This is a genomic window from Burkholderia sp. BCC0398 (genome assembly GCF_902833245.1).
Taxonomy (GTDB): domain Bacteria; phylum Pseudomonadota; class Gammaproteobacteria; order Burkholderiales; family Burkholderiaceae; genus Burkholderia; species Burkholderia sola.
Genome location: NZ_CADFEM010000006.1, coordinates 178,002 through 203,170 on the forward strand (window position 1 = coordinate 178,002; position 25,169 = coordinate 203,170).

The 25,169-nt window shown below is 67.3% G+C and carries 25 protein-coding genes; 9 read left to right on the forward strand and 16 right to left on the reverse strand.

Features of this window, described 5'->3' with window-relative positions; genetic code table 11:
- Window positions 1-52: 52 nt before the first annotated feature.
- Window positions 53-2,575 (reverse strand): penicillin-binding protein 1A, encoded by a 2,523-nt coding sequence (locus HWX76_RS15220; RefSeq protein ID WP_176016010.1) that lies wholly within the window; start codon window positions 2,573-2,575, stop codon window positions 53-55.
- 453 nt (window positions 2,576-3,028) lie between these two features.
- On the opposite strand from HWX76_RS15220, the gene HWX76_RS15225 reads away from it, so the two are divergent.
- From HWX76_RS15225 to HWX76_RS15240, 4 genes are all read left to right on the forward strand, one after another.
- Window positions 3,029-3,709, forward strand: a complete 681-nt coding sequence (locus HWX76_RS15225; protein WP_050013305.1) for a PspA/IM30 family protein — start codon at window positions 3,029-3,031, stop codon at window positions 3,707-3,709.
- A gap of 90 nt (window positions 3,710-3,799) precedes the next feature.
- Entirely contained in the window at window positions 3,800-4,981 is a 1,182-nt protein-coding gene (locus HWX76_RS15230) for a tetratricopeptide repeat protein (protein WP_050013306.1), read from the forward strand.
- Window positions 4,982-5,222: 241 nt separating this feature from the next.
- Window positions 5,223-5,654 carry a large conductance mechanosensitive channel protein MscL gene (mscL, locus tag HWX76_RS15235; RefSeq protein WP_050013307.1) on the forward strand — a complete coding sequence of 144 codons (432 nt, stop codon included), beginning with the start codon at window positions 5,223-5,225 and terminating at the stop codon, window positions 5,652-5,654.
- Between the two features lie 333 nt (window positions 5,655-5,987).
- Window positions 5,988-6,434, forward strand: coding sequence for a hypothetical protein (locus tag HWX76_RS15240; RefSeq protein ID WP_006488003.1), 447 nt, complete (start codon window positions 5,988-5,990; stop codon window positions 6,432-6,434).
- Between the two features lie 66 nt (window positions 6,435-6,500).
- On the opposite strand, the gene HWX76_RS15245 is transcribed toward HWX76_RS15240, so the two are convergent.
- Window positions 6,501-7,394: an NAD(P)-dependent oxidoreductase gene (locus tag HWX76_RS15245; RefSeq protein WP_176016011.1), complete on the reverse strand. Its 894-nt coding sequence runs from the start codon at window positions 7,392-7,394 to the stop codon at window positions 6,501-6,503.
- A 168-nt stretch (window positions 7,395-7,562) separates the two neighbouring features.
- On the opposite strand from HWX76_RS15245, the gene HWX76_RS15250 reads away from it, so the two are divergent.
- Window positions 7,563-7,772 (forward strand): dodecin, encoded by a 210-nt coding sequence (locus HWX76_RS15250; RefSeq protein WP_011549586.1) that lies wholly within the window; start codon window positions 7,563-7,565, stop codon window positions 7,770-7,772.
- A gap of 221 nt (window positions 7,773-7,993) precedes the next feature.
- Window positions 7,994-8,923 (forward strand): LysR substrate-binding domain-containing protein, encoded by a 930-nt coding sequence (locus HWX76_RS15255; protein WP_006478550.1) that lies wholly within the window; start codon window positions 7,994-7,996, stop codon window positions 8,921-8,923.
- Window positions 8,924-9,024: 101 nt separating this feature from the next.
- On the opposite strand, the gene HWX76_RS15260 is transcribed toward HWX76_RS15255, so the two are convergent.
- A complete protein-coding gene (locus HWX76_RS15260) occupies window positions 9,025-10,437 on the reverse strand; it encodes an 8-oxoguanine deaminase (protein WP_089488557.1) in 1,413 nt (470 codons plus the stop codon).
- A 505-nt stretch (window positions 10,438-10,942) separates the two neighbouring features.
- On the opposite strand from HWX76_RS15260, the gene uraH reads away from it, so the two are divergent.
- Window positions 10,943-11,296 carry a hydroxyisourate hydrolase gene (gene uraH / locus HWX76_RS15265; RefSeq protein WP_089435183.1) on the forward strand — a complete coding sequence of 118 codons (354 nt, stop codon included), beginning with the start codon at window positions 10,943-10,945 and terminating at the stop codon, window positions 11,294-11,296.
- A gap of 53 nt (window positions 11,297-11,349) precedes the next feature.
- Window positions 11,350-12,543, forward strand: a complete 1,194-nt coding sequence (locus HWX76_RS15270; protein ID WP_050013310.1) for a urate hydroxylase PuuD — start codon at window positions 11,350-11,352, stop codon at window positions 12,541-12,543.
- Window positions 12,544-12,651: 108 nt separating this feature from the next.
- On the opposite strand, the gene HWX76_RS15275 is transcribed toward HWX76_RS15270, so the two are convergent.
- Together HWX76_RS15275 and HWX76_RS15280 are read right to left on the reverse strand one after the other, a co-directional pair.
- Window positions 12,652-13,062 carry an ACT domain-containing protein gene (locus HWX76_RS15275; RefSeq protein ID WP_050013311.1) on the reverse strand — a complete coding sequence of 137 codons (411 nt, stop codon included), beginning with the start codon at window positions 13,060-13,062 and terminating at the stop codon, window positions 12,652-12,654.
- Between the two features lie 150 nt (window positions 13,063-13,212).
- Complete coding sequence (locus tag HWX76_RS15280) at window positions 13,213-13,617, reverse strand: RidA family protein (protein WP_050013312.1); 405 nt, start codon at window positions 13,615-13,617, stop codon at window positions 13,213-13,215.
- Window positions 13,618-13,768: 151 nt separating this feature from the next.
- Here HWX76_RS15280 and HWX76_RS15285 point away from each other — a divergent pair, with 151 nt between their 5' ends.
- On the forward strand, window positions 13,769-14,734 hold the full coding sequence (locus tag HWX76_RS15285) for a LysR family transcriptional regulator (RefSeq protein WP_050013313.1): 966 nt from the start codon (window positions 13,769-13,771) through the stop codon (window positions 14,732-14,734).
- 79 nt (window positions 14,735-14,813) lie between these two features.
- Here HWX76_RS15285 and HWX76_RS15290 read toward each other — a convergent pair whose 3' ends face one another.
- From HWX76_RS15290 to HWX76_RS15340, 11 genes are all read right to left on the reverse strand, one after another.
- Complete coding sequence (locus tag HWX76_RS15290) at window positions 14,814-15,326, reverse strand: ureidoglycolate lyase (protein ID WP_124630795.1); 513 nt, start codon at window positions 15,324-15,326, stop codon at window positions 14,814-14,816.
- Window positions 15,323-16,336 carry an allantoicase gene (alc, locus tag HWX76_RS15295; RefSeq protein WP_089467694.1) on the reverse strand — a complete coding sequence of 338 codons (1,014 nt, stop codon included), beginning with the start codon at window positions 16,334-16,336 and terminating at the stop codon, window positions 15,323-15,325. The genes HWX76_RS15290 and alc overlap by 4 nt, the downstream gene beginning before the upstream one ends.
- A gap of 75 nt (window positions 16,337-16,411) precedes the next feature.
- A complete protein-coding gene (gene uraD, locus HWX76_RS15300) occupies window positions 16,412-16,933 on the reverse strand; it encodes a 2-oxo-4-hydroxy-4-carboxy-5-ureidoimidazoline decarboxylase (protein ID WP_050013316.1) in 522 nt (173 codons plus the stop codon).
- Window positions 16,930-17,883, reverse strand: coding sequence for an allantoinase PuuE (gene puuE, locus HWX76_RS15305; RefSeq protein WP_050013317.1), 954 nt, complete (start codon window positions 17,881-17,883; stop codon window positions 16,930-16,932). The genes uraD and puuE overlap by 4 nt, the downstream gene beginning before the upstream one ends.
- A gap of 147 nt (window positions 17,884-18,030) precedes the next feature.
- Window positions 18,031-18,822: an aspartate/glutamate racemase family protein gene (locus tag HWX76_RS15310; RefSeq protein ID WP_176016012.1), complete on the reverse strand. Its 792-nt coding sequence runs from the start codon at window positions 18,820-18,822 to the stop codon at window positions 18,031-18,033.
- Between the two features lie 10 nt (window positions 18,823-18,832).
- Window positions 18,833-20,317: an NCS1 family nucleobase:cation symporter-1 gene (locus tag HWX76_RS15315; RefSeq protein WP_027809652.1), complete on the reverse strand. Its 1,485-nt coding sequence runs from the start codon at window positions 20,315-20,317 to the stop codon at window positions 18,833-18,835.
- Window positions 20,318-20,466: 149 nt separating this feature from the next.
- Window positions 20,467-21,171: a GntR family transcriptional regulator gene (locus tag HWX76_RS15320; RefSeq protein WP_050013319.1), complete on the reverse strand. Its 705-nt coding sequence runs from the start codon at window positions 21,169-21,171 to the stop codon at window positions 20,467-20,469.
- Window positions 21,172-21,478: 307 nt separating this feature from the next.
- Window positions 21,479-22,417, reverse strand: coding sequence for a muramoyltetrapeptide carboxypeptidase (gene ldcA / locus HWX76_RS15325; protein ID WP_124554628.1), 939 nt, complete (start codon window positions 22,415-22,417; stop codon window positions 21,479-21,481).
- A 110-nt stretch (window positions 22,418-22,527) separates the two neighbouring features.
- On the reverse strand, window positions 22,528-23,124 hold the full coding sequence (gene tadA, locus HWX76_RS15330; RefSeq protein WP_050013321.1) for a tRNA adenosine(34) deaminase TadA: 597 nt from the start codon (window positions 23,122-23,124) through the stop codon (window positions 22,528-22,530).
- Entirely contained in the window at window positions 23,121-23,522 is a 402-nt protein-coding gene (locus HWX76_RS15335; RefSeq protein WP_027784729.1) for a DnaJ family domain-containing protein, read from the reverse strand. The genes tadA and HWX76_RS15335 overlap by 4 nt, the downstream gene beginning before the upstream one ends.
- A 279-nt stretch (window positions 23,523-23,801) precedes the next feature.
- Entirely contained in the window at window positions 23,802-25,025 is a 1,224-nt protein-coding gene (locus HWX76_RS15340; RefSeq protein WP_050013322.1) for an MFS transporter, read from the reverse strand.
- Between the last annotated feature and the right edge of the window lie 144 nt (window positions 25,026-25,169).

Below are 25,169 nucleotides of genomic sequence, written 5' to 3' on the forward strand. Positions count from 1 at the left end.
AAAAACGGGCACCCGAAGGCGCCCGTCGCATGGCTGAAGCCCAGCGTCCCGCTTATTTGCTCTCGAACATGTCCATGATCTGCTGCTTCTCCTGCGGCGTGACGGGCGGCGGCGCCAGCCCGGCCGCGCCGGCCGAACCGAGTGCGTCGTTCGCGCTGATCGCGTTCTCGGCCGGGTTGATGTCGACGTTCGCGACGAAGCCGTTGTCCGGCGTGCGATCGGCGTAGTACAGCTCGCCGTCGATCGTCGTCAGGCCGTCCGGCATCGGCATCTGCTGCTCGGGCACGCCGTTCAGCGCGGTGCGCATGTAGTTCACCCAGATCGGCAACGCGAGCTGTGCGCCGAATTCGCGGCTGCCGAGGCTCTTCGGCTGGTCGAAGCCCATCCACGCGACCGCGACGAGCGATTGCTGATAGCCGGCGAACCAGCCGTCCTTCGCGTCGTTCGTGGTACCCGTCTTGCCCTGCAGGTCGTTGCGGCCCAGCGCGTTGGTGCCCGCGCCCGTGCCGCCCGTCGCGACCGAGTGCAGCAGGCTGTTCATCACGTATGCGTTGCGGCCTTCGATCGTGCGCGGCGCCGTGCCGCCCGCGACCACCGGCTGCGACTTCTGCAGCGGCTGGCCGCGCGCGTCGTCGACTTCGGCGATCAGGTACGGATCGACCTTGTAACCGCCGTTCGCGAACACCGCGTAGCCGGTCGCGAGCTGCAGCGGCGTCACGAGGCCCGCGCCGAGCGCCATCGGCAGGTACGGCGGCGTCTTCGCCGGATCGAAGCCGAAGCGCTGCGTCACGTACTGCTGCGCATACTGCGTGCCGATCGACGCGAGGATCCGGATCGACACCAGGTTCTTCGACCGCTGCAGGCCGGTGCGCATCGTCATCGGGCCGTCCGGCTGGTCGTCGTCCTTCGGCTCCCACGCGGTGCCGCCCGGCACGCTCGGCGGGAAGTACAGCGGCGCGTCGTTGATCATCGTCGCCGGTCCGAGCCCCTTGTCGAGCGACGCCGAGTAGATGAACGGCTTGAACGACGAGCCCGGCTGCCGCCACGCCTGCGTCACGTGGTTGAACTTGCTCTTGTTGAAGTCGAAGCCGCCGACGAGCGAGCGGATCGCACCGTCCTGCGGCGCGATCGCGACGAGCGCGCCCTCGACCTGCGGCAGTTGCACGACCTGCCAGCCCGTCTTGCCGTCCTTCAGCACGCGCACGACCGAGCCCGGCTTGATCCGCAGCGCGTTGTTCGCGCGCGGGCTCAGCGCGGCCGACACGAAGCGCAGCCCGGCCGGGCCGATCGTCGTGGTCGCGCCGCCGACGAACTGCACCTCGACCGCGTTCGGCGATGCCGACAGCACGACCGCCGATTGCAGGTCGCCGTTGTCCGGGTGGTCGGCGAGCGCGTCGTCGATCGCCTCGTCGCGCTCGTCGCCGGCCGCGGGCAAGTTGATCGACGCTTCGGGGCCGCGATAGCCGTGACGGCGCTCGTAGTCGAGAATGCCGCGACGCACGGCCTGATACGCGGCTTCCTGGTCGGCCGAATTGATCGTCGTCGTAACGGTCAGCCCGCGCGTATAGGTTTCGTCCTTGTATTGCTCGTACATCATCTGCCGCACCATCTCGGCGACGTACTCGCCGTGCACCGCGTACTGGTTGCCCGGCGTGCGCACGTGAATCTCTTCCTTGATCGCCTGGTCGTACTGCGGCTGCGTGATGTAGCCGATGTCGAGCATGCGCTTCAGGATGTATTCCTGACGCACCTTCGCGCGCTTCGGATTGACGACCGGGTTGTACGCGGACGGCGCCTTCGGCAGCCCCGCGAGCATCGCCGCTTCGGCGACCGTGATGTCCTTCAGGTCCTTGCCGAAGTACACGCGCGCCGCGGCCGCGAAGCCGTACGAGCGCTGGCCGAGATAGATCTGGTTCATGTACAGCTCGAGGATCTGGTCCTTCGTCAGGGCCTTCTCGATCTTGTACGCGAGCAGCATCTCGTAGATCTTGCGCGTGTAGGTCTTCTCGCTCGACAGGAAGAAGTTGCGCGCGACCTGCATCGTGATCGTGCTCGCACCCTGGCGCGCGCCGCCGTGCATCAGGTCGGCCACGCCCGCGCGCAGAATGCCGAGGAAATCGACGCCGCCGTGCTCGTAGAAGCGGTAGTCCTCGATCGCGAGCACGGCCTTCTTCATCACGTCGGGAATGTCCTGGAAGCGCACGAGGCTGCGGCGCTCCTCGCCGAACTCGCCGATCAGCACGTGATCGGCGGTGAAGACGCGCAGCGGCACCTTCGGCTGGTAATGGGTCAGCGCATCGAGCGACGGCAGTTGCGGCGCCATCACGACCAGCGCGTAGCCGACGATCAGCGCGCCGACGACGGCCAGCGTCGCGAACAAGCCGACGAACCACAGCGCGACGCGCGAGCCGAACGTGCGGCGGCGCCCTCCGCCACCGCCACCGCGCTGCTGCGCGCGGCGGCCGTCGTCGCGATCGTCGTCATCGGGGTAATAGGCCCCGGACGGCGAACGGCGCAGCGTGTAGTGGGGTTCGTTCCTGTCGGAAGAAGAAGGCGGTCGTTTGATAATTGGCATGTCGGAATGGCGGGCGTACGTGGCGCCCTCGGACGCATGCGGAAATGCAAGCGGATGAATCAGAGTGGGTGCATCGAGATGCGGCTGTCACGTCGACAGACCCCGCCGCGCGGCGATCCGTTCCCGCGACGTGACAGCGCATTTTAATGAAATCGACCGGGTGCCTTCGCGATTTTTTGTAAAAATTCCCGCAATGCCGTGATTTGCGGCACGTATTGTCGGCATCCTCGGCCTATGATGGACACGCAATACGGCGCACGCAGGCGATTTTCTTTCAGTCGCGAAAGGTTGGCGTCCCGATGCGCGAGCCGCTTGAACTCGCGCGTTTAAGCCGTATTTAAGTGAACCGGTGGTGTAATATCCGCCGGCTCACGCGGGCCGGAACCGAAGCGGGACCGGCTCGCGACGGGCATTGCCGCGGTCACGCGGCGCCTTTCAACCACGGAGGATTTCATGTCGCTTTTCGACTCTATTTCGCGCACGATCAAAGGCCTGCTGAACGATGCGGCCGATTCGGTACAGGATCCGTCGCGCGACGCACGGCAGATCGTGCGGGAGCTCGACGACAGCATCGGCCGTGCCGAGAATTCGCTGATCGAGATCGAGGCACAGGTCGCAACCCAGCGCAGCAAGCGCGATGCGGCCGACGACAAGGTGAAGAAGTACGAGGACGGCGCGAAGCGCGCGCTGCAAGGCGGCGACGAAGCGCTCGCCCGCGAGGCGCTCGCGGCCCAGTCGAACGCGGAAGCCGAGCGCGATGCGCTCGCGGCCGAGCTGGCGACGCTCGAGCCGTCGGTCGACAAGCTGAAGGGGCAGATCGCCGACATGCGTCAGCGCCGCAACGACCTGAATGCGCGCTCGAACATCCTGCAGGCGAAGCAGGAAATCGCGCAGGCGAAGGACGTGGCCGCCAGCGCGCTGGGCGGCATCGGCGGCAAGAACCTGTCCGAGGATTTCCAGAAGCTCGAGGACAAGGTCGCGCTGCAGAACGCCCGCTCGGACGCGCGTCTCAATTCGGCCGACACGTCGAGCGGCAAGGCGCTCGACGACAAGCTCGCCGCGCTGAACAAGGGCCCGTCGGTGGAAGATCGCCTCGCCGCGCTGAAGAAGCAGCTCGATACGCCCGCGCAGTAACCGCCGCCGCGGGCCACCGCGCCGCGCCCCGGCCCGGGCGCGCGGCGCGAACCGATCGTCAGGAGACGGGCGCATGCGCCCGGTTCGACCATGAAGAAATCTCTCGCCGCACTCGGCCTGTCGCTGATGTTGCTGTCGTCCGCCGCGTTTGCGGTCCCGTCGCTTCAGCAGGTCGAGCAGTCGATCGCGCAGCGCAACTGGCAGCAAGCCGACACGCAGCTGTCGCAAGTCATCGACGCCCATCCGAACAACGCGCATGCGCGCTATCTGTACGCGCAGGTGCTGGACCGCGAAGGCCGCGCGTCCGACGCGCTCGCGCAACTGCAGCGCGCGAAATCGCTCGATCCGCAATTGAAGTTCACCGACGCGTCGCGCTTCGCGCAGACGGAGTCGCGCATTCGCGCCGACGCCGCGCGCGTGAGCGGCAACACGCCGTCGGCCACGCAGGCCGGCACGCTGCAGCCGGGGCTCGCCCCCGCCGTCGCGCCGGCCGAAAAACACGGCCCGTCGACCGGCATGTGGATCGGCCTCGGGCTGATCGTCGCCGTGATCGCGCTGGTGCTGCGCTGGACGCTGCGGCGCGCGCGCACGGCCGACAACGGCCGTGCCGACGACGAACGCCGCACGCAGCTCAAGCGCGCGACCGACGTGCTGAACGACATCCGGCCGCTGAAGCTCGATGCGAAACTGTCGACGGCGCCCGGCGCCGCGGCGCTGACCGGCGAACTCGAAGCGATCGAGAACGACGCGCGCACGCTCGTCGAGACGCTGTCGAACGGCAAGAATCCGGTGCCGCCGTATCGCGTCGATGAACTCGAACAGCGCCACGCGAGCGTGAAGGCGCGCGTCGAAGGCCGCCCCGACCCGGCCGCGCAGCCCACGGCGCCAGCGAACGGCAGCGGCTCGGTGTACGCGCAGGAAGCCGACCGCATGACGGGCGCCCAGGGTCAGCCGTATCAGCAGCAGCCCTACCCGCCGCAACCACCGTATCCGCAACAGCAGCCGCCCGTCGTGATCCAGCAAGGTGGCGGTTTCGGCGGCGGAATGGGCGGGCTCCTGACCGGCGTGCTGCTCGGCGAAGCGATGTCCGGTGGCCGCGAGCGCGTGGTCGAACGCGACGTGATCGTCGACGGCGAAAACCGTCGGCAGGACACCGATCCGGGCTTCGACCTCGGCCGCGGCGACGATTCGAGCTGGAGCGACGGCAACAGCGGCGGCAGCGGGATGGATCTCGGCAGCAACGACGACGGCTGGACCGACGACAACACCTGAGTGAGTACGGGTGCACCGGGTGTCGACCTGCATGTCGACGCTCGGCCACGCACGCCACGCGCTGCGGCATGACCGGCCGCGCCGACGCGCGGATTTGTCAATCATTTCAAGATGGGCTACCGGCAATAGGGCACGTTCGCTATCATGCGGCCATCGGCGTGCCACCGACCTTCATTCGACGCAAAGCAATCCTGCGCGTCGCGGCACGCCTCCCCCCGCCCCAACCAGGAGAAAGCCGCTCATGAGCATCATCAAGGAATTCAAGGAGTTCGCCGTCAAGGGCAACGTGATGGATCTCGCCGTCGGCGTGATCATCGGTGGCGCGTTCTCGAAGATCGTCGACTCGGTCGTGAAGGACCTCATCATGCCGGTCATCGGCGTGCTGACCGGCGGCCTGGATTTCTCGAACAAGTTCGTTCTGCTCGGCACCATCCCGCCGTCGTTCAAGGGTAATCCCGATTCGTTCAAGGACCTGCAGGCCGCGGGCGTCGCCGCATTCGGCTACGGCTCGTTCATCACCGTGGCGATCAATTTCGTGATCCTTGCGTTCATCATTTTCCTGATGGTGAAATTCATCAACAAGCTGCGCAAGCCGGACGAAGCCGCGCCGGCCGCGACGCCGGAAGACATCGTGCTGCTGCGCGAGATCCGCGATTCGCTCAAGCAGCGCTGACCGCGACACGCTCCGCCAGCCAGGCCCGCCCCGCGCGGGCCTTTTTATTGCGCATGCGATGCACCGCCGCATGCGGCGTATCTCACTTTTTTGTGACGAGCGAATGCACGCGCGGGAAAAGCAGGTCTATGATGGAGACTAAACGACAGTACGGGCGCCAAGACGCTGGCTGTGTCGATCATGGCGAGCAGGTCGACGGGAGACATTGATCGTCGTACTGCACGAATGCAGCATTTTCGTGTGCTATAAAGGATCGACATGCGGCGTACATAGCCGGGAGTGGGTCGCATGAAAGTGCCGCATTTCTTGCAATTGTTTTTGAGGCGAGTGTTTATGTCCTTCCCGAAAAAACGTCGGCGTGCGCCGCAGGATGGCCAGGAGTCGTTCCTCGCGGTCTTGCGCCACTCGAAGCCGTTTGCCCAGCTCGACACCAAGATTGCCCGCGCTCGCGCGCAGGACGAACCCGTCCTCTATGCGCACGTGCTGCCGGGCCTCGACGTGCTTCTGTGCAGCGTGCGCGGCGCGCAGCCGCCCTATCCGGCCATCGCCGAGCTGCGCAAGCGCTGCATCGAATCGATCGCGAATGCGCTCGAGCAGCCGCTCGACGGCCTCGAGAACGGCGGATACTGGTACGAAGCGAACGGCTTCGGCTTCCTCGTGTTCGCCAGCCGGGCGCGGGCGCGCATCCTGCCCGAGTTTGGTGCAGGCACGAAGGCGAGCCTGCGCGGCGGCCTCGGCCGTCAGAACGCGGGCGACACGACACCCCGCTCGCTCGGCTGATCCGCCAGTCATTCGATGGGCCGCCTCCGGGCGGCCCATCTGCCATTCACACGCCCCGCTTGCCCGTCACGACGCCTGCTGGCGGCCGTTGCCCGGCCGCACGATGTCGATGAACGCGGCGAAATCTGCGCCGGCGAGTCCCTGCGCGGCGCCGAGCCTGAGCACCTGCTGCACGGTGGCCGACACGGGCATCACCGCGCCGGTGTCGCGCGCGGCGTCGGCGATGGCATCGACATCCTTCTGGAACGTACTGAGCGCGCCGATCGGCGGATGACCGCCCGACGTCATGCGCGGCACGAACGTCTGCAGCAGCACCGAATCGGCCCAGCCGCCGGCCAGCGCCTCGGCCAGACGCGCGGCGTCGATGCCGCTCGCCTGCGCGAGGCCGACCGCCTCGGCGATCGCGGTGACCGTCGCGGTGACGATCGCCTGGTTGCACAGCTTCGCCGTCTGGCCCGCGCCGGCATCGCCCATGTGCGTGATGCGCGACGCGTACGTGTCGATCAGCGCGCGCACCGCGTCGAGATCGGCCGCGCGGCCGCCGGCCATCACCGCGAGCGTGCCGGCCTGCGCGCCCGGCACGCCGCCGGACACCGGCGCATCGACCCAGCCGACCCCGAGCGCGGCCGCGCGCGCCGCGTAGTCGCGCGTGGCGGCGGGCGGAATGCTCGAATGATCGACGATGCGTCGCAGGCGGCGCGCGTTCGCGTCGCCGGAAAGCAGCCCGTGCTCGCCGAACACGACGTCGCCGACCGCCCGGCCGTCGAGCACGCACACGAACACCGTCTCGACGCGCTCGGCCAGCTCGTGCGGCATGCCCGCCACCTGCGCGCCGTCCTTCACCAGCGCGTCGGCCTTGTCGCGCGAGCGATTCCATACGCTCACGCGATGCCCGGCCGCCAGCAAATGCCGAATCATCGGCGCGCCCATCAATCCTGGTCCGCAAAATCCGACCTCCACGATGCGCCTCATCTCCGATATGGGTTGCAGTTGCCGCCCATCATACCTATCACTCAAGAAGCCGGGCATGCACGGGACCGTAGCGGGACCGTAGCGGAACCGTAGCGGAACCGCTTCGGGACCGCGCGTTGCCCCGGCAATACAGACCGATATCCCAGGGAGCGCATCATGAGCGACCACGTGTACAAGCTGATCGAACTGACCGGTTCGTCGCAGCAATCGAGCGACGACGCGATCCGCAACGCGATCTCGAAAGCCGGCAAGACGCTGCACAACCTGCACTGGTTCCAGGTGACCGAAACGCGCGGCCACATCGAAGGCGACCAGGTCGTGCACTGGCAGGTCACGCTGAAGGTCGGCATGCGTATCGACGACTGACGCGCCGCACGCGCCACGCGACGCCCCACCACCGGATGCGTGCAATGCGCATCCGTGCGGCGCTGCGCTCGCCTGCATTTCGCCCCGTTCCGGCCCCTTGTCGAGGCCCGGCCGGCGGGTAGCCGCGGGTATCCATCTCTTGACGCTGATTTTCGTTCATATTAAAAACGATATACCCACCCCATTCCTCGATCAGCCCAGCCATATAAACCGGAGATAACATGAGTCAGCAACGCGAGGCGATCGACACGTACCTCTTGCGCGTCTTGCACACCTTGTTGATGGAGCGCAGCGTCACGCGCGCGGCCGTCAAACTGAACCAATCGCAACCGGCGATCAGCGCCGCGCTGCGCCGCCTGCGCGACATCACCGGCGATCCGCTGCTGGTGCGCGGCAAATCCGGCATGGTGCCGACCGAATACGGGCTGCGCCTGCTCGAGCCCGTGCAGAACGCGCTGCGCGAAATCGAGCGCATCAAGTTTCAGCAGCACAACTTCGACCCGGCCACGTCGATCCGCTGCTACCGGATCGGCTGCCCCGATTACCTGAACGTGCTGTTCGTACCGACCGTCGTCGAACGCTTCCGCCTGGCCGCGCCGAATGCGACGCTCGAGTTCCATTCGCTCGGCCCCGCGTTCGACTACGAGCTCGCGCTGGAAGACGGCAAGCTCGACATCGTCGTCGGCAACTGGCCCGAACCGCCCGAGCAGCTGCACCTGTCGAACCTGTTCGTCGACGAAATCGTCTGCCTGATGAGCAACACGCATCCGTTCGCGAAGCGCGGCGGGCTCACGCTCGACCAGTACCTGAACGCGCCGCATCTCGCGCCGACGCCGTACTCGGTCGGCCAGCGCGGCGCGATCGATGTGCATCTCGCGCGCGAACGGCTCAAGCGCCACGTGGTCGTCACGCTGCCGTACTTCAACCTCGCGCCTTACGTGCTCGTGAAGTCGGACCTGATCTTCACGACCACGCGGCTGTTCGCCGATCACTACGCGAAGTTCCTGCCGCTGTCCGTCGTGCCGGCGCCGCTCGACTTCCCGCCGATGCAGTACTACCAGCTGTGGCACGAGCGCTGCCATTACTCCGACGAAGTGCGCTGGCTGCGCAGCCTCGTCGCCGAGGCCACCCGCACGCTGATCGAGGCGTAATCGCATACGGCGCGCGCCACGCGCCCGCCGGGCACGCCGTTGCGCGGCGGGTGTGACGGCAACGGCCGCGCGACGTGCGGCGCGACCTCCCCGCCGACGCGTCAGCGCGACGCTTCCACGAGTGCTTGCGCCAGCGCGTTGTGACGCTCGATCACCGGCGGCAGATCGAGCGTCGCAAGGCGCCCTTCCCGCACCACCAGCTTCCCGTTCACCACCGTGTACGCCGTCTGCGACGGCGCGCAGAACACGAGCGCCGCGACCGGATCGTGCAGCGCGCCCGCGAACAGCGGCTGACGCAGGTCGAACGCGGCGAAATCCGCGGCCATGCCCGGCTTCAACGCGCCGATGTCGTCGCGGTTCAGCACCTTCGCACCGCCGAGCGTCGCGATCTCGAGCGCTTCGCGCGCGGTCATCGCGTCGGGCCCGAAACCGACCCGTTGCAGCAGCAGCGCCTGACGTACCTCGGCCACCATCTGCGCGCCGTCGTTCGACGCGGAACCGTCCACGCCAAGCCCGACCGGCACGCCCGCGAGCCGCATCTTCTTCACCGGCGCGATGCCGGACGCCAATCGCATGTTCGAGCACGGGCAATGCGCGACCCCCGTGCCGGTGCGCGCGAACAGGCCGATGCCCGCATCGTCGAGCTGCACGCAGTGCGCATGCCACACGTCGTGGCCGACCCAGCCGAGATCTTCCGCATATTCGGCGGGCGTCATCCCGAACTTCTCGCGGCTGTACGCGATGTCGTTGACGTTCTCCGCGAGGTGCGTGTGCAGCGACACGCCGTATTCGCGCGCGAGCACGGCCGCGTCGCGCATCAGCTCGCGGCTCACCGAGAACGGCGAGCACGGCGCGACCACCACACGCAGCATCGCGTAGCGGCCGTCGTCGTGATAGGTCTCGATCAGGCGCTGCGCGTCGCGCAGGATGTCGGGCTCGCGCTCGACGACCGAATCGGGCGGCAGCCCGCCGTCGCGCTGGCCGACGCTCATCGCGCCGCGGCTCGCATGAAAGCGCATGCCGATCCGCTGCGCGGCGCCGATGCTGTCGTCGAGCCGGCTGCCGTTCGGGTAGATGTACAGATGGTCGCTCGACGTCGTGCAGCCCGACTGCAGCAGCTCGGCCATCGCGGTGAGCGTCGACACCTCGATCATCTCGGGCGTCAGGTGCGCCCAGATCCGGTACAGGTTCGTCAGCCAGCCGAACAGTTCGGCGTTCTGCGCGGCCGGCACCGCGCGCGTGAGGCTCTGGTACATGTGATGGTGCGTGTTCACGAGCCCCGGGATCACGAGGTGGCCGCGCAGGTCGAGCACTTCGTCGGCCGTGTCGGGCAGCTCGGCGCTCGGGCCGACCGCGACGATCCGGTTGTCTTCGATGTAGAGCCCCGCGTCGCGCAGTTCGCGGCGCGTGTCGTCCATGGTCACGAGCACGTCGGCGTGCTTGACCAGCAGGGTCCTCGGGCGGGATGAGGAAGGGGTCGGCGCGCGTGCGCCGGCGTGCTGCTCGAGATTCATGCGTTCTCCGCGTCGGTCTGGCTCCAGGGGCTGTCCTGGAAGCGGTCACACAGCCGTTCGAACGCTGAATCGCGGCACGCCCCGGTGCCTGCGTCCGTTCGAACGCCCTGGCCCGGTTACCCGGCGTGCTCGCCGTCTTCGGGGTACGCGCGGCCACCGGCCGACGCGCACGGCGGGAGGATCGCCCAAGCGCGCGCCGCACACAATACACGATCGCGAATACCGTGCTTCAGGGATTCGGTATGGTACGCCGCCCGACGCCCCGCGCGTGCCCGGCATCGGTGCGCTCGGCCCTGTCCGGCGGGCCGTCGACAGCCGCTCATGCGCGGCGCATTATCTTCGATATCGCGCACGTATTTGCACGGGGAACCTTTTTACAATGCCTGCACGGCGCTCGCTTCACGCTCGCCGACGGGTATGTAGCCACGTGACGTGGAGCCTCGATCCGCCGCACAGTCATGGATCGAGTCGCCGCCGAACCTCGCATTCACACAAGGAACAACGAATGGGAAAGCTCACTACCCACGTACTCGATACGGCGCACGGTCGCCCCGGCGCCGCCATCAAGGTGGACCTCTACGCGCTGGACGGCGAATCGCGCCGCGCGATCAAGACCGTGCTGACCAATAGCGACGGCCGCTGCGACGAACCGCTGCTCGAAGGCGCGGCACTCGCCGCCGGCGAATACGAACTCGTGTTCCATGCCGGCGACTACTTCGCGGCGCTCGGCGTGAAGGTGCCCGAACCCCGCTTCGTCGACCGCGTCGTGCTGCGCTTCGGCATCGCCGACGTCGGCTCGCACTACCACGTGCCGCTGCTCGTGTCGCCGTGGTCGTACAGCACTTATCGCGGCAGCTGACATTCGAATCAGCACCTGCATCAAGACAAACGATCTGAGTCTGGAGGAGTTTCATGGAAGGCTTCATCACCGACTGGCTGAACCTCGCACTGCGATGGCTGCACGTCATCGTCGCCATTGCGTGGATCGGCGAGTCGTTCTATTTCGTCGCGCTCGACAACAGCCTGAAACCGCCGACCGACCCGAACCAGCGCAAGCGCGGGGTGTTCGGCGAGCTGTGGCACGTCCACGGCGGCGGTTTCTACAACATGCAGAAATACACGGTCGCGCCACCGGAAATGCCCGATGACCTGCACTGGTCGAAGTGGCCGTCGTACACGACGTGGCTGTCGGGCTTCACGCTGTTCTTCGTGCTGTACCTGCTTGCGCCGAACACGTACCTGATCGACAAGAACGTGCTCGACATGGGCCCGGTCGTCGCCGTCGCGTCCGCACTCGGCTTCCTCGCGGCCGGCTGGATCGTGTACGACTCGTTGTGTCGCCTGCTCGGCACCAACGACCGCGTGCTCGGCATCTGCGTCGGCCTGTACGTCGTCGCCGCCGCGTACCTCGCGTGCCACATCTTCTCGGGCCGAGCCGCCTACCTGATCGTCGGCGCGATGCTCGCGACGATCATGTCGGCGAACGTGTTCTTCGTGATCATCCCGGGCCAGCGCAAGATGGTCGACAAGATGCTCAAGGGCGAAGAACCGAACCCGATCTACGGCAAGCGCGGCAAGCAGCGTTCGGTGCACAACACGTACTTCACGCTGCCGGTCGTGTTCGCGATGCTGTCGAACCACTATGCGATGACGTACACGAACAAGTTCAACTGGGTCGTGCTCGTGCTGATCATGCTGGCCGGCGCGCTGATTCGCCAGTTCTTCGTGATGCGTCACCGCGGCAAGCAGCTGTGGTACCTGCCGATCGGCGGCGTCGCGCTGCTGTCGGGCGCGCTGGTGTGGACGATGCCAAAACCGGTCGCGCCGGAAGCGCAAGCGGCCAACGCACCGAAGATCGCGATCAACGACATCATGCCGATCCTGCAGCAGCGCTGCGTCGAGTGTCACTCGGCCAAGCCGACGCTGATGGGCAGCGCACCGGCGGGCGTGATGTTCGATACGCCGGACGAAGTGTCGAAGAACGCGCAGCGCATCTACGACCAGGCCGTGCGCCTGAAGGCGATGCCGATCGGCAACGTCACGCACATGACCGACGACGAGCGGACGAAGCTCGCCGCCTGGTTCGAGGGCGGCGCGGTCAAGTAAGCCGCCCGCCGGGCGCCGGAAGTCATTCGCCGGCGCCATTCTCTCCGTTCGCGGGCCCGGTCACACGGGCCCGTTTTTTTGCCCACGCGGAGGAATGCCTTTCGCGTGTCAGCCGCGCATCGCGTCGCGCTGCAGTGCGACGAGTACATCGCGTGCACGCGGGCCGTCGACGAACGGCACGAAGATGTGATCGTGGTAAGCGGCGGCCATCACGTTGCAGCTGATGCCGGCCGCGCCGAGCGCCCGCGCGAACGCGGCCGTGAGGCCGACGGCCGCGAGGTCGGAATGCACGGTCAGCGTGATCCACGCGGCGCGGAACAGCACCGGCCAGCCGCGGCGCGCGGCCGTCTCCTCGTCGACCACGACCGTCACCCCCTCCGCTTCGCGGAACGTCGCAATCACTTCGGATAACGATACGTCTGCGGCGTGCGGTAGCGCGATGAATGCGAATGCACCCGGATGCAGTTCGGGCTGCATCGTGCGCAGCAGGACCGCGAGGTCGTTTTCAGGCTGGCTCATCGGAAGATCGCGCCGGGAACCGGACGTCATGTGGTGGCGATGCGGGCACGATAGCACGCGCTACACGTGCACCATCGCGACTTCGTCCGCGGGCGCGGGCGCGGGCGCCACGTCGACGCTCACGTCGAACGGTCGCACGAGGCGCCCCGCTCACCCGTCGACCGTCTCCGGCAACCGCGCGATCGCCTTGATCTCGAACTGAAACCCGTACAGCCAGGTCACGCCGACGGCGGTCAGCGTCGGATGCGGTGCGTCGCCCCAGTATTCGGGGACGATCTCCCAGACCCGCTCGAACGTCGCTTCGGGGTCGACGAGGAACACCGTCACGTCGATGACATCGTCGAACGTGCAGCCGGCCGCGCGCAGCACCGCATTCAGGTTGTCGAACGCGCGACGAACCTGCGCGCCCAGTTCCGGCTCGGGCGAGCCGTCCTCGCGGCTGCCGACCTGCCCGGATACGAACAGGAAGCCGTTCGAGCGCAGCCCCGGCGAATAACGGTTGCGGTCATACAGCGCCTGGCGACCCGGCGGAAAAACTACGCTACGCTTTGCCATTCGACACCTCCATCGGTCTTGTCGGGCGACATGCCCTTGCATCAACGATGGAGGCACTTTAAGAACCGTTGCGCGGCGGATAAACCGGCAACTCTGTCCAACACTGTTTGCGCGTTCCAAACAATCTGCGACCGACGCGGAGCTCCGACCGATGGATCGATTCGACGCAATGCAGGCGTTCGCCCGCGTGGTGGAAGCCGGCAGCTTCACGAAGGCAGCCGACACGCTGCACATGAGCCGCACCACCGTCACGCAACTGGTGCAGCAGCTCGAAGCGCGGCTGCGCGTGAAGCTGTTCAACCGCACGACGCGCAAGGTCGTCGTCACCGCCGACGGCGCCGCGTACTACGAGCGCGTCGTGCGGCTGCTGGCCGACATGGACGATGCCGAAACGAGCCTGTCCGCGGCGTCGGCGTCGCCGCGCGGGCGGCTGCGCGTGGACGTGCCGACTCCGTTCGCGCGCCTGATCCTGATCCCCGCGCTGCCCGCGTTCCATGCGCGCTATCCGGACATCCAGCTCGACATGGGCGTGAGCGACCGCGTGGTCGACGTGATCGGCGAGAACGTCGATTGCGTCGTGCGCGGCGGCGAACCGACCGACCGCGCGCTGGTCGCGCGCCGCATCGGCGACCTGCGGCTCGGCGTGTACGCGTCGCCCGCCTATCTCGCGCGCGCCGGCACGCCGTCGCATCCGGCCGAACTCGAAGATACGCATCATCGGGTCGTCGGCTTTCTGTGGGCGCGCACCGGCAAGACGCTGCCGTTCGCGATGGAGCGCGACGGCGAGCAGGTCAATGTGCGCGGGCGCTACGTGCTCGCGGTCGACGACGGCAATGCGTACCTCGAAGCCGGCCTCGCGGGGCTCGGCATCCTGTGGCTGCCCGACTACATGGCCGCCGCGTATCGCGCGAGCGGCGAACTGGTGCCGCTGTTCGAACCATGGCAACTCGAACCGATGCCGATGTATGTCGCGTTCCCGCCGAACCGGCACGTCAGCGCGAAGCTGCGCGTGTTCGTCGACTGGGTCGCCGAGCTGATGGCGCAGCATGCGCCGGTCGCGAATCGGCAGCGCGGCGGCAACGGTTCGCGCAATATGCGCAAGGCCGCGGCAACCTGATTCGCGAGCGAGCCAACGAGTGCATATAAAAAACCCGCGCAGGCCGCGCGGGTTTCGACAGACGGACGATCAGCCTGACTCAGGCCGTCACCGCATCGAGCGCATCCTCGGTGAGCCACAGCGACTCCTGCAGATCCTGCTCGTTCAGGTTCAGCCCGTCCCCGCCGCGATCGACGACGATGAAATCGCTGACGCCACCCAACGCGATCAGCGGGTGATGCCACACGCCCTTCGCATAGTTCACGCCCTGCCAGCCGCTCGTCACGAACGCGCGGATCTTCGCCGGATCGAGCTCGCCCGCGGGCGCGACGACGACGAGATACGGCCGGTCGTTCAGCGGCACGAACGCCTGGCTGCCGAGCGGATGCCGCTCCAGCATCTTCACTTCGAACGGCAGCGTGCGCGGCTGGCCGCGGAACAGGTTGACGAGCGGGCGGCCGCCCTCATCGGTCACGTCGACTTTCGCGAGATCGTGAAAGCGGATCGTCGTGCCAAGGTTGATCGGGATCTGCTTCGCCCCTGCCGTTTCGATCACGTCGCCGAACGGCGCAAACGCTTCCCTGGTCAGCGGTTCGATGACAAGCGTCTTCATTTGTCGAGCGTCCCCCACAGACGCAGGCGCGACACGCCGCCGTCCGGAATGATGTTCAGTCGCACGTGCGTGACGGGACCGAGCGACGCGATCTCCTGTTCGAAGTAGTGCTGCTTGTCCATCTGCAGCTTCTGTTCGCCGAGCAGCACCGGCCAGAACATCGACTGCGTGATCAGCGAGCTGTCGGTGCCGCCCGATACATACGCGGCCTGGATCGAGCAGCGATCCGGGTAGTTGCCCTTGAAGAACGCGGTATCGACTTCGATCTTGCGGATCACGCCCGGCTGCGCGAGCGCGATGATCGCCCAGTCGTTGCCCGGCTCGCGGCGGCGGCGGGTTTCCCAGCCGTCGCCCATGTTCACGCCGCGGCCCGGCAGCAGCAGGTTCGACGCGACGCCGAAGTGCTGGTTGTTCGCCGCCACCACGTAACCGCCGTTTTCCATCGCCGCGAGGTCGAACTGCTCGGTCGCGCTCGCGCCGGCCCAATCGAGCTGCGGCTGGCCGTACACGCGCAGGCGCGCGATGCCGCCGTCCGGATAGATGTTCACGCGCAGATGCGTGAACGCGCGCGCGTCGCTCGCTTCGACGTAGTGATGGCTGTTGCCTTGCAGCGTCGTCGACGGGACGATTTCGACCCACTCGGTCGCGTGCGTCGGCGCGCCGTCGGCCACGAACGCGGCCTCGATCGATGCGGCCGGCGGGAAGTTGCCGGTGAAGTGGCTCGTGTCGATGTCGAAGCCCTTGATCACGCCCGGGCGCGCAAGCTTGACGATGCACCAGTCATAGCCGGTCGTGCGCTTGCGGCGCGTTTCCCAGCCGTCCATCCACTTGCCGTGGTCGTCATACTTGCCGGGGATGAAGACGGCCGGCTCGGGGTTCAGCATCCGGTCCTTCGGCGCGAAGAAATCGTCGCTGGCCTCGAGCGCCTGCGCACCGAGACGCGGGTCGGCAAGATTCACGTAGCGCCGCGTGAAATCGGGTGCGTTCGGATCGAGAAGCGGAACAGCCATGATGTTTCCTTGTTTCAGTGAGACGATCGGACCGCCGCGACGCAGCGGGCCGTATTGCGGTGTCAGGCGGCGGTGTCAGGCGTCGATCAGGTCGTCGAGGCGAAAGCGCGCGATCCGGTAGATCTGGTCAAGGCTCGCACGCAGCTCGTCGTCGCGCGAATGATTCACGCGCGACTCGAAGTTCGCGATGATGCCGTGGCGGTCATAGCCGCGCACCGCGAGGATGAACGGGAAGCCGAATTTCTCGCGATACGTGCGGTTCAGCGTCAGCAGCTTGTCGAATTCTTCCTGCGTGCACTGGTCGAGGCCCGCGCCGCTCTGCTCGCGGGTCGATTCGGCCGTCAGCTCGCCGCGCACGGCGGCCTTGCCGGCCAGCTCCGGGTGGGCGTTGATCAGCGCGAGCTGGCGCGCTTCGCCGCCGGTTTCCACCGCGTCCGACATCGTCTCGTGCAGCGCGTCGATGCTCGCGAACGGCCGCTTGCCCGCGGCGACCTCGGCCACCCACGGCGAATGTTCGAAGATCCCCGACAGCGCCGCGACGAATGCGCTCGGCGCCATCGTATTCAGTTGTTCCAACGTGTAGCGCATCGCCTTCATGCTTTCCCTTCGTTTCGATGATTGGGCTGATACGGATGATGTTCACGCCAGTGACGCGCGATATCGACACGGCGCGTCACCCATACGCGATCGTGCTGCTCGATGTGATCGAGGAACCGCTGCAGCCCGCGGAACCGGCCCGGCCGGCCGAGCAGCCGGCAATGCATGCCGATCGACAGCATCTTCGGCGCTTCGTCGCCCTCCGCGTACAGCACGTCGAACGCGTCGCGCAGGTACTGGAAGAAGTGGTCGCCGGTGTTGAAGCCCTGCGGCGTCGCGAAGCGCATGTCGTTCGTGTCGAGCGTGTACGGCACGATCAGTTGCGGCGACGTGCGGCCGCCCGACACCTCGACGTCCATCCAGAACGGCAGGTCGTCGCCGTAGTTGTCCGAGTCGTACAGGAAGCCGCCGTATTCGGCGACGAGGCGATGCGTGTTGGGGCTGTCGCGGCCCGTGTACCAGCCGAGCGGACGCTCGCCCGTCACGCGCTCGATCGCTTCCATCCCGAGGCGCATGTGCTCGGCTTCGAGTTCCGGCGTCATGCTCTGGTAGTGAATCCAGCGCCAGCCGTGGCACGCGATTTCATGGCCGAGCTCGACGAATGCCCGCGCGAGCTCCGGATGACGCTCGATCGCCATGCCGACGCCGAATACCGTCAGCGGCAGCCCGCGCTTCTCGAATTCGCGCAGGATGCGCCACACGCCGGCCCGCGACCCGTATTCGTAGATCGACTCCATGCTCATGTGGCGGTCCGGATACGCGGCCGCGCCGACGATTTCGGACAGGAACTGCTCGGAGCCCGGATCGCCGTGCAGCACGCAGTTCTCGCCGCCCTCCTCGTAGTTCAGCACGAATTGCACGGCGACGCGGGCGCGCCCCGGCCAGTTCGCCTGCACGGGATGGCGGCCGTAGCCGATCAGGTCGCGAGGATAGTTGGGATCGAGTGACATGGTTCGGAATGCAACGAGAGCGGGCTGGAATAATGGGTTCGCATCGACCGCGCGGTGCCGTGGGCCGGCCGCGCGAGCCGATGCGATGACGGCCCAGTGTAGCGAAAACGTTGATACGCGCCCATACAGCGGCGCAGATAGTGCATGTCAGACGGTGTGTATGTGCGGTTGCGGCAAATTCGGCGGAGGCTCCGCCGCATCCCCGCCCGGCGGGCTGAAGCGTGCGAATTCGCCGTCGTAGCGCTTCGGCAGCGGCCGCGCATAATCGCCGCGCTTCGCGGTTGCGAGTCGCAGCGCAACGAGCGCCTCGGCCCACTTCACGGCCGCCGTGACGCCCTCGACCACCGGCGCGCCGATCTGCTGCTCGATCTCGTGCGCGAATTCGGCCATCCCCGCGCAGCCGAGCACGATCGCGTCGGCGCCGTCCTCGTCGAGCGCGCGCCGGCATTCGTCGACGATGATCCGGCGCGCGGCCGAGCCGGGCCGGTCGAGTTCGAGCACCGCGACGTCGGTCGCGCGCACGTTGCGGCAGAACCGCTTCATCCCGTAGCGCTCCGCGAGGTGCCATGCCATCCCGCAGGTGCGCGCGAGCGTCGTGACGACCGAGAAGCCCGGCGAGAGCACGCTCGCCGCATGCATCGCGGCCTCGGCGATGCCGATCACCGGCCCGCGCGCAAGCTCGCGCGCCGCGTAGAGGCCCGGATCGCCGAAACACGCGATCACGTACGCGTCGCAGCCGTCGCGCTCGCCACGCGCGACCTCGGCGAGCAGGCCAGGCGTCGCGAGCGCCTCGTCGTAATAGCCTTCGATCGACGGCGGCCCCATCGGCGGACTCACGGCCACGATCTCCGTGCCGACAGCCGCGACCTCGCGTGCGCAGCGGCCCATCGCATCGGTCATCCGCTGCGTCGTATTCGGATTGATCAGTCGGATCTTCATCGCATGCTCCTCACGCCTTCGCGCTCGCGAGTAGCCGATAGAACACGAAGCCGAGCCCCGCGCCGATGAACCACGAGAAATTCGCGAGGGCCTGCCAGCCCGGCACCATCACGCAGACAACCGCGATCACCGCGGCCGGCAGCAGCGCGGCCAGCGCACGGCGGTTCACGCCGCCGGTGTACCAGTAGGCGCCGCTTTCCGACATCGTGTACAGGTCGTCGCGCACGAGGCGGCCGCGCTTGACGAGGTAGAAATCGGCGATCAGCACGCCGTACAGCGGGCCGATGAACGCGCCGAGCACGTCGAGCGTGTAGTGGATCACGGCCGGGTTGTTGAACAGATTCCACGGCGTGATGAAGATCGATGCGACCGCCGCGAGCATCCCGCCCGCGCGCCAGCTGATCAGGCGCGGCGCGACGTTCGAGAAGTCGAACGCCGGCGACACGAAGTTCGCGACGATGTTGATGCCGATCGTCGCGATCGTGAAGGTCAGCGCACCGAGGATCACCGCGGTCGGATGGTCGATGCGGCCGACCGTCGCGACCGGGTCGGTGATCAGTTCGCCGAACACCGGCAGCGTCGCGGCGGTAGTGATCACCGTGACGAGCGAGAACGCGAGAAAGTTGACGGGCAGCCCCCAGAAATTGCCGCGCTTCACGTCGCCGAACGAGCGGCAGTAGCGCGAGAAATCGCCGAAGTTCAGCATCGGCCCGGAGAAGTACGACACGACGAGCGACACGGCGGTGATCATCACCGGAATCACTTCCGCGCCGTGATACTTGACGCCGCCGAGATTGATGCCGATGTTGCGCCAGCCCGCGCGCCATACCATGTATCCGGCGAGGATGAACATCACGACATAGACGGCCGGGCCCGCGAAGTCGATGAACTTCTTGATCGTCTCCATCCCGTTCCAGAACACGAACGCCTGCAGCACCCACAGCAGCATGAAGCCGGCCCAGCCGACCGCCGACAGCCCGAGGAAGCCGTAGCGATGAACGTCCGCATACGGCAGCCATTGCGGGAAGAATTTCAGCACGACGATCACGAGCGCGCTCGACGCGAGATAGGTCTGGATGCCGTACCACGCGATCGCGATCAGCCCGCGGATCACGGCCGGCACGTTCGCGCCGAGCACGCCGAAGGTCGCGCGGCACGCGACCGGATACGGCACGCCGATCTGCTGGCTCGGCCGCGCGATCAGGTTGCACAGCGCGTTCACGAGGCCGATGCCGACGATCAGCGCGATCAGCACCTGCCAGCTTGTCAGCCCGAGCGCGAACAGGCTGCCCGCGAACACGTAGCCGCCGACGCTGTGCACGTCCGACATCCAGAACGCGAAGATGTTGTAAGAGCCCCATGTCTGATTCTTCAGGGGTGCCAAATCTTCGTTGTACAAACGTTCGCTGTAACCGTCCGGCAGTGCCGGACCGCCGCCCTCGCCGCCTTCTTCCGCCGGATAGGCGCTGTCGTGCGCCACACTGAACTGAGCCATGACTTCTCCTTGACGCGGCCGCAAGGCCGCTCCACCGTCATCGATATCGCTCCGGATCGTCGCCCGGAGTCGGACCCGCGGCCCGCGGCAAACACCGCGGGCCTGCATTTCGCTCGTTCTGTGGCGCGCGGCCGGGTTCGCGTCGCCGCTCAGGCGCCGCCGAACACTTCGCGCAAATCGACCTGCCCTTGCGCGGGCCGGTCCAGCATCTTCAGTTCGACATGCTGCAGGTGGCGCGCCATCAGCGTCACCGCCTGCTTCGGATCGCCCGCCTCCAGCGCGGCGAGGATCTCGTCGTGGTCGTCGCACGAGCACGGGCTGCGCCCGTGCGATTCGTACAGCGCCGACATCAGCGTCGAGCGTGCGACGAGCCCTTCGAGGCACTCGCTGAGCGTCGCATTGCCCATCAGCGTCGCGAGCGCCGTATGGAATTCGCCCGACAACCGGATCCATGCCGCGAAGTCGTGCCGCTCGAACGCCTTGCGTTCCTTGTCGATCAGCGCCGCGACGCCCTTCAGCCGCCTGGCGCCGGGGCCGGTCGCGAGCCGCTCGACCACGGCCAGCTCGATGATCCGGCGCATCTCGAACACTTCGTGCACGTCCTGCAGCGTCGGGCTCGCGACGAATGCGCCGCGGTTCGGCTCCAGATCGACCAGCTTGTCGGTCGCGAGCTGCGCGAGCGCCTGGCGGATCGTCCCGCGCTTCACGCCGAACACGTCGCAGAGCTGCGCCTCCGTCAGCTTCGCGCCGGGCGCGAGCCGATGCTCGAGGATCGCGGTGCGGATCCGCTCGGCGATCGCTTCGGGGCTGGCCGCACCGGACGGAGAGGAATCGGGCTCGTTCATGATCTGCATCGTGTGATGGTCCTCATCCTAGGGTGGACATAAAGATTGTCAACAATTCTTTTTCAGGATTTCGCACAATCGGCGTGCGCCGGGGTGTCTCCATTCGGTGCGGCGCGCACGAAATCCATGCATGACAGTCCTGATAGGCAAGACGGGGGCCGTTCTCGTCGTATACCCGCCCGGTCATTTTGTTGACAAAAATGGTGCAAAAACGCGTGACGATCGTGTTGGTGTCGACGAAAAACGCGGACCGTTAGTTGCGCATCTACATAAAGAAAAAGGCGGGAAACCCGCCTTTCGATCGATCGCGCCGGCATCAGCCGAGATGCGGATAGTCGGACAACGTGAGCCGGAACCCGTGCGCATTCGCGACCAGTTGCGCCTGTGCCCCGAACGGCAGCGTCAACAGGTCGGGCACGTGACCGAACTGGAGCCCCGTGATGACCGGGATGCCCACCACCGCGCGCACCTGATCGATCATCGCCTGCATGTCGTAGCCGTTGTCGTACTCGAACGGCCGCGCGCCGGTGAACTGGCCGAGCACGAGCGCCTGCTGCCGCGCGAGCAGCCCCGACAGGTGCAGTTGATAGATCATCCGCTCGATCCGGAACGGCTGCTCGTTGACGTCTTCGATGAACAGGATGCCGCCTTCGATGTCGGGCATGTACGGCGTGCCGACCAGCGACGTGAGGATCGCGAGGTTGCCGCCCCACAGCGTGCCCGTCACGTTCACCGTCTGCACCTGCGGTGCGTCGGCGACGATCGTCGTGCTCGACTGCGTCAGCGTCTGCCAGAAATGCTGCATCGTGAAGTCGCTGGGCGTTTCCGCGCCGAAGTCGGCCGACAGCATCGGGCCGCCGAACGTCTTGATGCGCGCCTTCGCGTACAGCGCCAGTTGAATCGCCGTGAAGTCGCTGTGACCGACGAGCGCGACCGGCTGGTCGCGCAACCGGCGTTCGAGCCCGCGATAGTCGAGCCCGTGCAGGATGCGCGCGGCGCCGTAGCCGCCGCGCACCGCGAGCGCGATGTCCGGCAGCGGCCGTTCCGGATCGGCGAGGCGGTTCAGGTCGCCTGCCCGCTCGCCGTCGGTGCCGCCGAAACGCTGGAAGCGCCGCTGCGTCGCCTCGATGTTCTCGATGCGCTGCTGCGCGGTGCTGAGGCGCTCGAGCGCGCGGTTGATCGCGTCGGGGTCGTGCGGATAGCCGGACGGCGCCAGCAGGCGGATGGTGTAGGACGCGGCGGGCTGGAAGGACATGGCGAAAGGTGTCGGGATCGTCAAACCTGCTTAGAGGGACCGAACCGTGTCCGGTTCACGAAAACCGTGCACGCCCGCGACGCCGGGCGCAGCGAGCGGCGAGCGGCGGCCTATGACGCGCCGGATTCGGCGTCGCGGGCAAGCCGCGCTTCGCGCAGCGCGCGACGGCGCTCGGCGAAGAACGACTTCAGCGCGGCGCCGCACTCGTCGGCGAGCACGCCGCCGGTCACTTCGGTGTGGTGATTCAGTTGCGGATTCGCGAAGGCATCGATCACGCTGCCGCACGCGCCCGTCTTCGGGTCGGCCGCGCCGTAGACGACCCGCGCGATGCGCGCGTGCATGATCGCGCCTGCGCACATCAGGCACGGCTCGAGCGTCACGTACAGCTCGCAGCCGGGCATCCGGTAATTCTGCAGCTGCTGCGCGGCCATGCGCAGCGCGGCCATTTCGGCATGCGCGGACGGGTCGTGCCCGCCGATCGGATGGTTGAAGCCGCGGGCGATCACTTCGTCGCCGCGCACGAGCACCGCGCCGACCGGCACTTCGCCGGCCGCGCGCGCCTCTTCGGCGGCAGCCTGCGCAAGACGCATGAAATGGAGGTCGCGCGCCGCGACGGGCGCGGTTTCGTGAACGGGAGAATCGGCGGCGGGGTCAGCGGCCGCGGCGGCTGCAGAGCGTGCTGCGTCGTGCAGCGCGTCGGACGTCACATCGTCCCCGCTTCGGCGGGCGCGTCGTCGAGCCCGCGCTCGCACAGGCGTTCCGCGATGCGCCGGCAGTAGTCGCGCGGCATCACCATCGGGCCGCCGCGCAGCGATTCGAGCGCCATGTCGAGCGCGAGGATCTTCGCCTGCAGCCGGCAACGCGCGGCACGGTCGCTGACCGCCTGCACTTCGTCGTGCAGGTTGCGCAGCGCGCGCAGTTGCTCGACGGCCGGCGGCACGAAGCCCGCGTTCTTCAGGATACGGTTGGCCACCCGCACCTCCTCGGGCACGAGCAGGTCGTCATCCAGCGCCTGCGGCGCGCCGGTACCCGGCAAATCGTCGAACTCTCCCCGCGCGGCGGCGGCGGCAATACGTTGTTCGACCAGGGCGTCAAGCAGTCTCATCAGTCAATCGGAACAATGCGGCAGGGCGAATTCTAGCAGGGTGACGCCGGTATGACAGGCCCTTCGAATACATGCTCGATATTGTGGTTTTAGGGGCCGAATCGGCGCGCATGCGTACCGATCGCCGTCAGTTGCCGCTCTGCTGCGCAGCAGCAGGCTGAGCGCGGTTTGGACGCGTGCAAATGGAACGCGTATCCGGGCCCATTTTTTATCCACGTCGATGCGGCCGGCCGCCGTCGATCGCGTGAAAATGCGACGCGCGTCGCTTCCGCTGCCCGATTACGCAGCCACGGTTTCCGGCCGCGCCTTCGCGAACGGGCGGAACATCGTCGCGATCAGGAACGCGCCGATCCCGATCGCGAACGAGCCGAGGTACAGCCGGCCATAGCTGCCGAACGCATCGACGATCAGGCCGCCGGCGACCGGGCCCGCGGCCATCCCGAGGCTGCCGGCCATCGCGCAGCCGCCGATCACGGTGCCCATCATCCGCAGCGGGAAATTCTCGCGCGCGAGCACGGAATACAGCGGCATCACGCCCGCATAGATGAAACCGAACAGCGTCGCGACCGCGTAGAAGCCGTCGAGCGTGCGCACGAAGTAGTAGCCGAGCGCGCCGAGCGCCTGCGCGAGCAGCCCCGCCACCAGCATGCGCTTCGCGCCGAGCCGGTCGCCGAGGATCCCGAACGCGATCCGGCCGCCCATGCCCGCGAGTCCTTCGACGCTGTAGATCGACACCGCGACGATCAGCGGAATCCCGCAGGTCACCGCGTAGCTGACCGTATGGAAGATCGGGCCCGAATGCGTCGCGCAGCAGAAGAAGTTGGTCAGCACGAGCACCATGAACTGCGGCGAGCGCAGCGCATCCGCGACCGACATCGCGGCGGGCGCGCCGGCGGACGCCGGCGCAGCCGCCGCGTGCGCGGATTCGGGATCGAGCGCGGGCGCCCGGCGCACCAGCAGCGACACCGGAATCATCACGACGGCCGCCAGCGCGGCGATCAGCAGCATCGACGTGCGCCAGTCGCGCACCGACACGAGCCACGCAGCGAGCGGCGCCATCGTCATCGGCGCCATCCCCATGCCGGCCGACACGAGCGAGACCGCGAGGCTGCGGTGCGTGTCGAACCAGCCGGTCACGCACGCCATCATCGGCGCGAATATCGCGGCCGTCGCACCGCCGACGGCCAGGCCGAAGGTCAGCTGGAACGCGAGCAGCGACGGCGCGCGGCTCGCCAGCGCGAGGCTCGCCGACAGCAGCACGGCGCCCGCGATGACGACCGGCCGCGTGCCGACGCGGTCCGACAGGCTGCCCCACGCCAGGCTCGCGAAGGCCATCGCGATGAAGCCGAGCGTCATCGCGGCGGAGATGCCGGTCATCGACCAGCCTGTATCGCGCGCGATAGCCCGCAGGAACACCGGCAACGAAAACATCGCGCCGATCGCGACGCAGCCCATCAGGCCGCCCGCGGCGACGATCACCCAGCGGTATCGGGAATCCGGCATGTGGCGTGTCATGTGGCTTCTCCTCGTTCGTTGCGCCATTCGCGGCAACCGGCTGCCGGCCGCATGGTGCGGCGCACTGCCCGGTCGATATCGATACGACGGGCGGCACATCGGGAAATCGACATGCGCGCCGCATGGGTCGCG

Coding starts and splice junctions, on each gene's coding strand:
- HWX76_RS15260 (WP_089488557.1), bottom strand. CDS start 10,437: ATGAATCTCGAGCAGCACGCCGGCGCACGCGCGCCGACCCCTTCCTCA.
- HWX76_RS15285 (WP_050013313.1), top strand. CDS start 13,769: ATGGATCGATTCGACGCAATGCAGGCGTTCGCCCGCGTGGTGGAAGCC.
- ldcA (WP_124554628.1), bottom strand. CDS start 22,417: ATGTCCTTCCAGCCCGCCGCGTCCTACACCATCCGCCTGCTGGCGCCG.
- HWX76_RS15340 (WP_050013322.1), bottom strand. CDS start 25,025: ATGCCGGATTCCCGATACCGCTGGGTGATCGTCGCCGCGGGCGGCCTG.
- HWX76_RS15335 (WP_027784729.1), bottom strand. CDS start 23,522: ATGAGACTGCTTGACGCCCTGGTCGAACAACGTATTGCCGCCGCCGCC.
- HWX76_RS15320 (WP_050013319.1), bottom strand. CDS start 21,171: ATGCAGATCATGAACGAGCCCGATTCCTCTCCGTCCGGTGCGGCCAGC.
- uraD (WP_050013316.1), bottom strand. CDS start 16,933: ATGAAGGCGATGCGCTACACGTTGGAACAACTGAATACGATGGCGCCG.
- HWX76_RS15310 (WP_176016012.1), bottom strand. CDS start 18,822: ATGAAGATCCGACTGATCAATCCGAATACGACGCAGCGGATGACCGAT.
- HWX76_RS15220 (WP_176016010.1), bottom strand. CDS start 2,575: ATGCCAATTATCAAACGACCGCCTTCTTCTTCCGACAGGAACGAACCC.
- uraH (WP_089435183.1), top strand. CDS start 10,943: ATGGGAAAGCTCACTACCCACGTACTCGATACGGCGCACGGTCGCCCC.
- alc (WP_089467694.1), bottom strand. CDS start 16,336: ATGGCTGTTCCGCTTCTCGATCCGAACGCACCCGATTTCACGCGGCGC.
- HWX76_RS15240 (WP_006488003.1), top strand. CDS start 5,988: ATGTCCTTCCCGAAAAAACGTCGGCGTGCGCCGCAGGATGGCCAGGAG.
- mscL (WP_050013307.1), top strand. CDS start 5,223: ATGAGCATCATCAAGGAATTCAAGGAGTTCGCCGTCAAGGGCAACGTG.
- HWX76_RS15280 (WP_050013312.1), bottom strand. CDS start 13,617: ATGGCAAAGCGTAGCGTAGTTTTTCCGCCGGGTCGCCAGGCGCTGTAT.
- HWX76_RS15250 (WP_011549586.1), top strand. CDS start 7,563: ATGAGCGACCACGTGTACAAGCTGATCGAACTGACCGGTTCGTCGCAG.
- HWX76_RS15315 (WP_027809652.1), bottom strand. CDS start 20,317: ATGGCTCAGTTCAGTGTGGCGCACGACAGCGCCTATCCGGCGGAAGAA.
- HWX76_RS15270 (WP_050013310.1), top strand. CDS start 11,350: ATGGAAGGCTTCATCACCGACTGGCTGAACCTCGCACTGCGATGGCTG.
- puuE (WP_050013317.1), bottom strand. CDS start 17,883: ATGTCACTCGATCCCAACTATCCTCGCGACCTGATCGGCTACGGCCGC.
- HWX76_RS15275 (WP_050013311.1), bottom strand. CDS start 13,062: ATGAGCCAGCCTGAAAACGACCTCGCGGTCCTGCTGCGCACGATGCAG.
- HWX76_RS15255 (WP_006478550.1), top strand. CDS start 7,994: ATGAGTCAGCAACGCGAGGCGATCGACACGTACCTCTTGCGCGTCTTG.
- HWX76_RS15290 (WP_124630795.1), bottom strand. CDS start 15,326: ATGAAGACGCTTGTCATCGAACCGCTGACCAGGGAAGCGTTTGCGCCG.
- HWX76_RS15230 (WP_050013306.1), top strand. CDS start 3,800: ATGAAGAAATCTCTCGCCGCACTCGGCCTGTCGCTGATGTTGCTGTCG.
- HWX76_RS15225 (WP_050013305.1), top strand. CDS start 3,029: ATGTCGCTTTTCGACTCTATTTCGCGCACGATCAAAGGCCTGCTGAAC.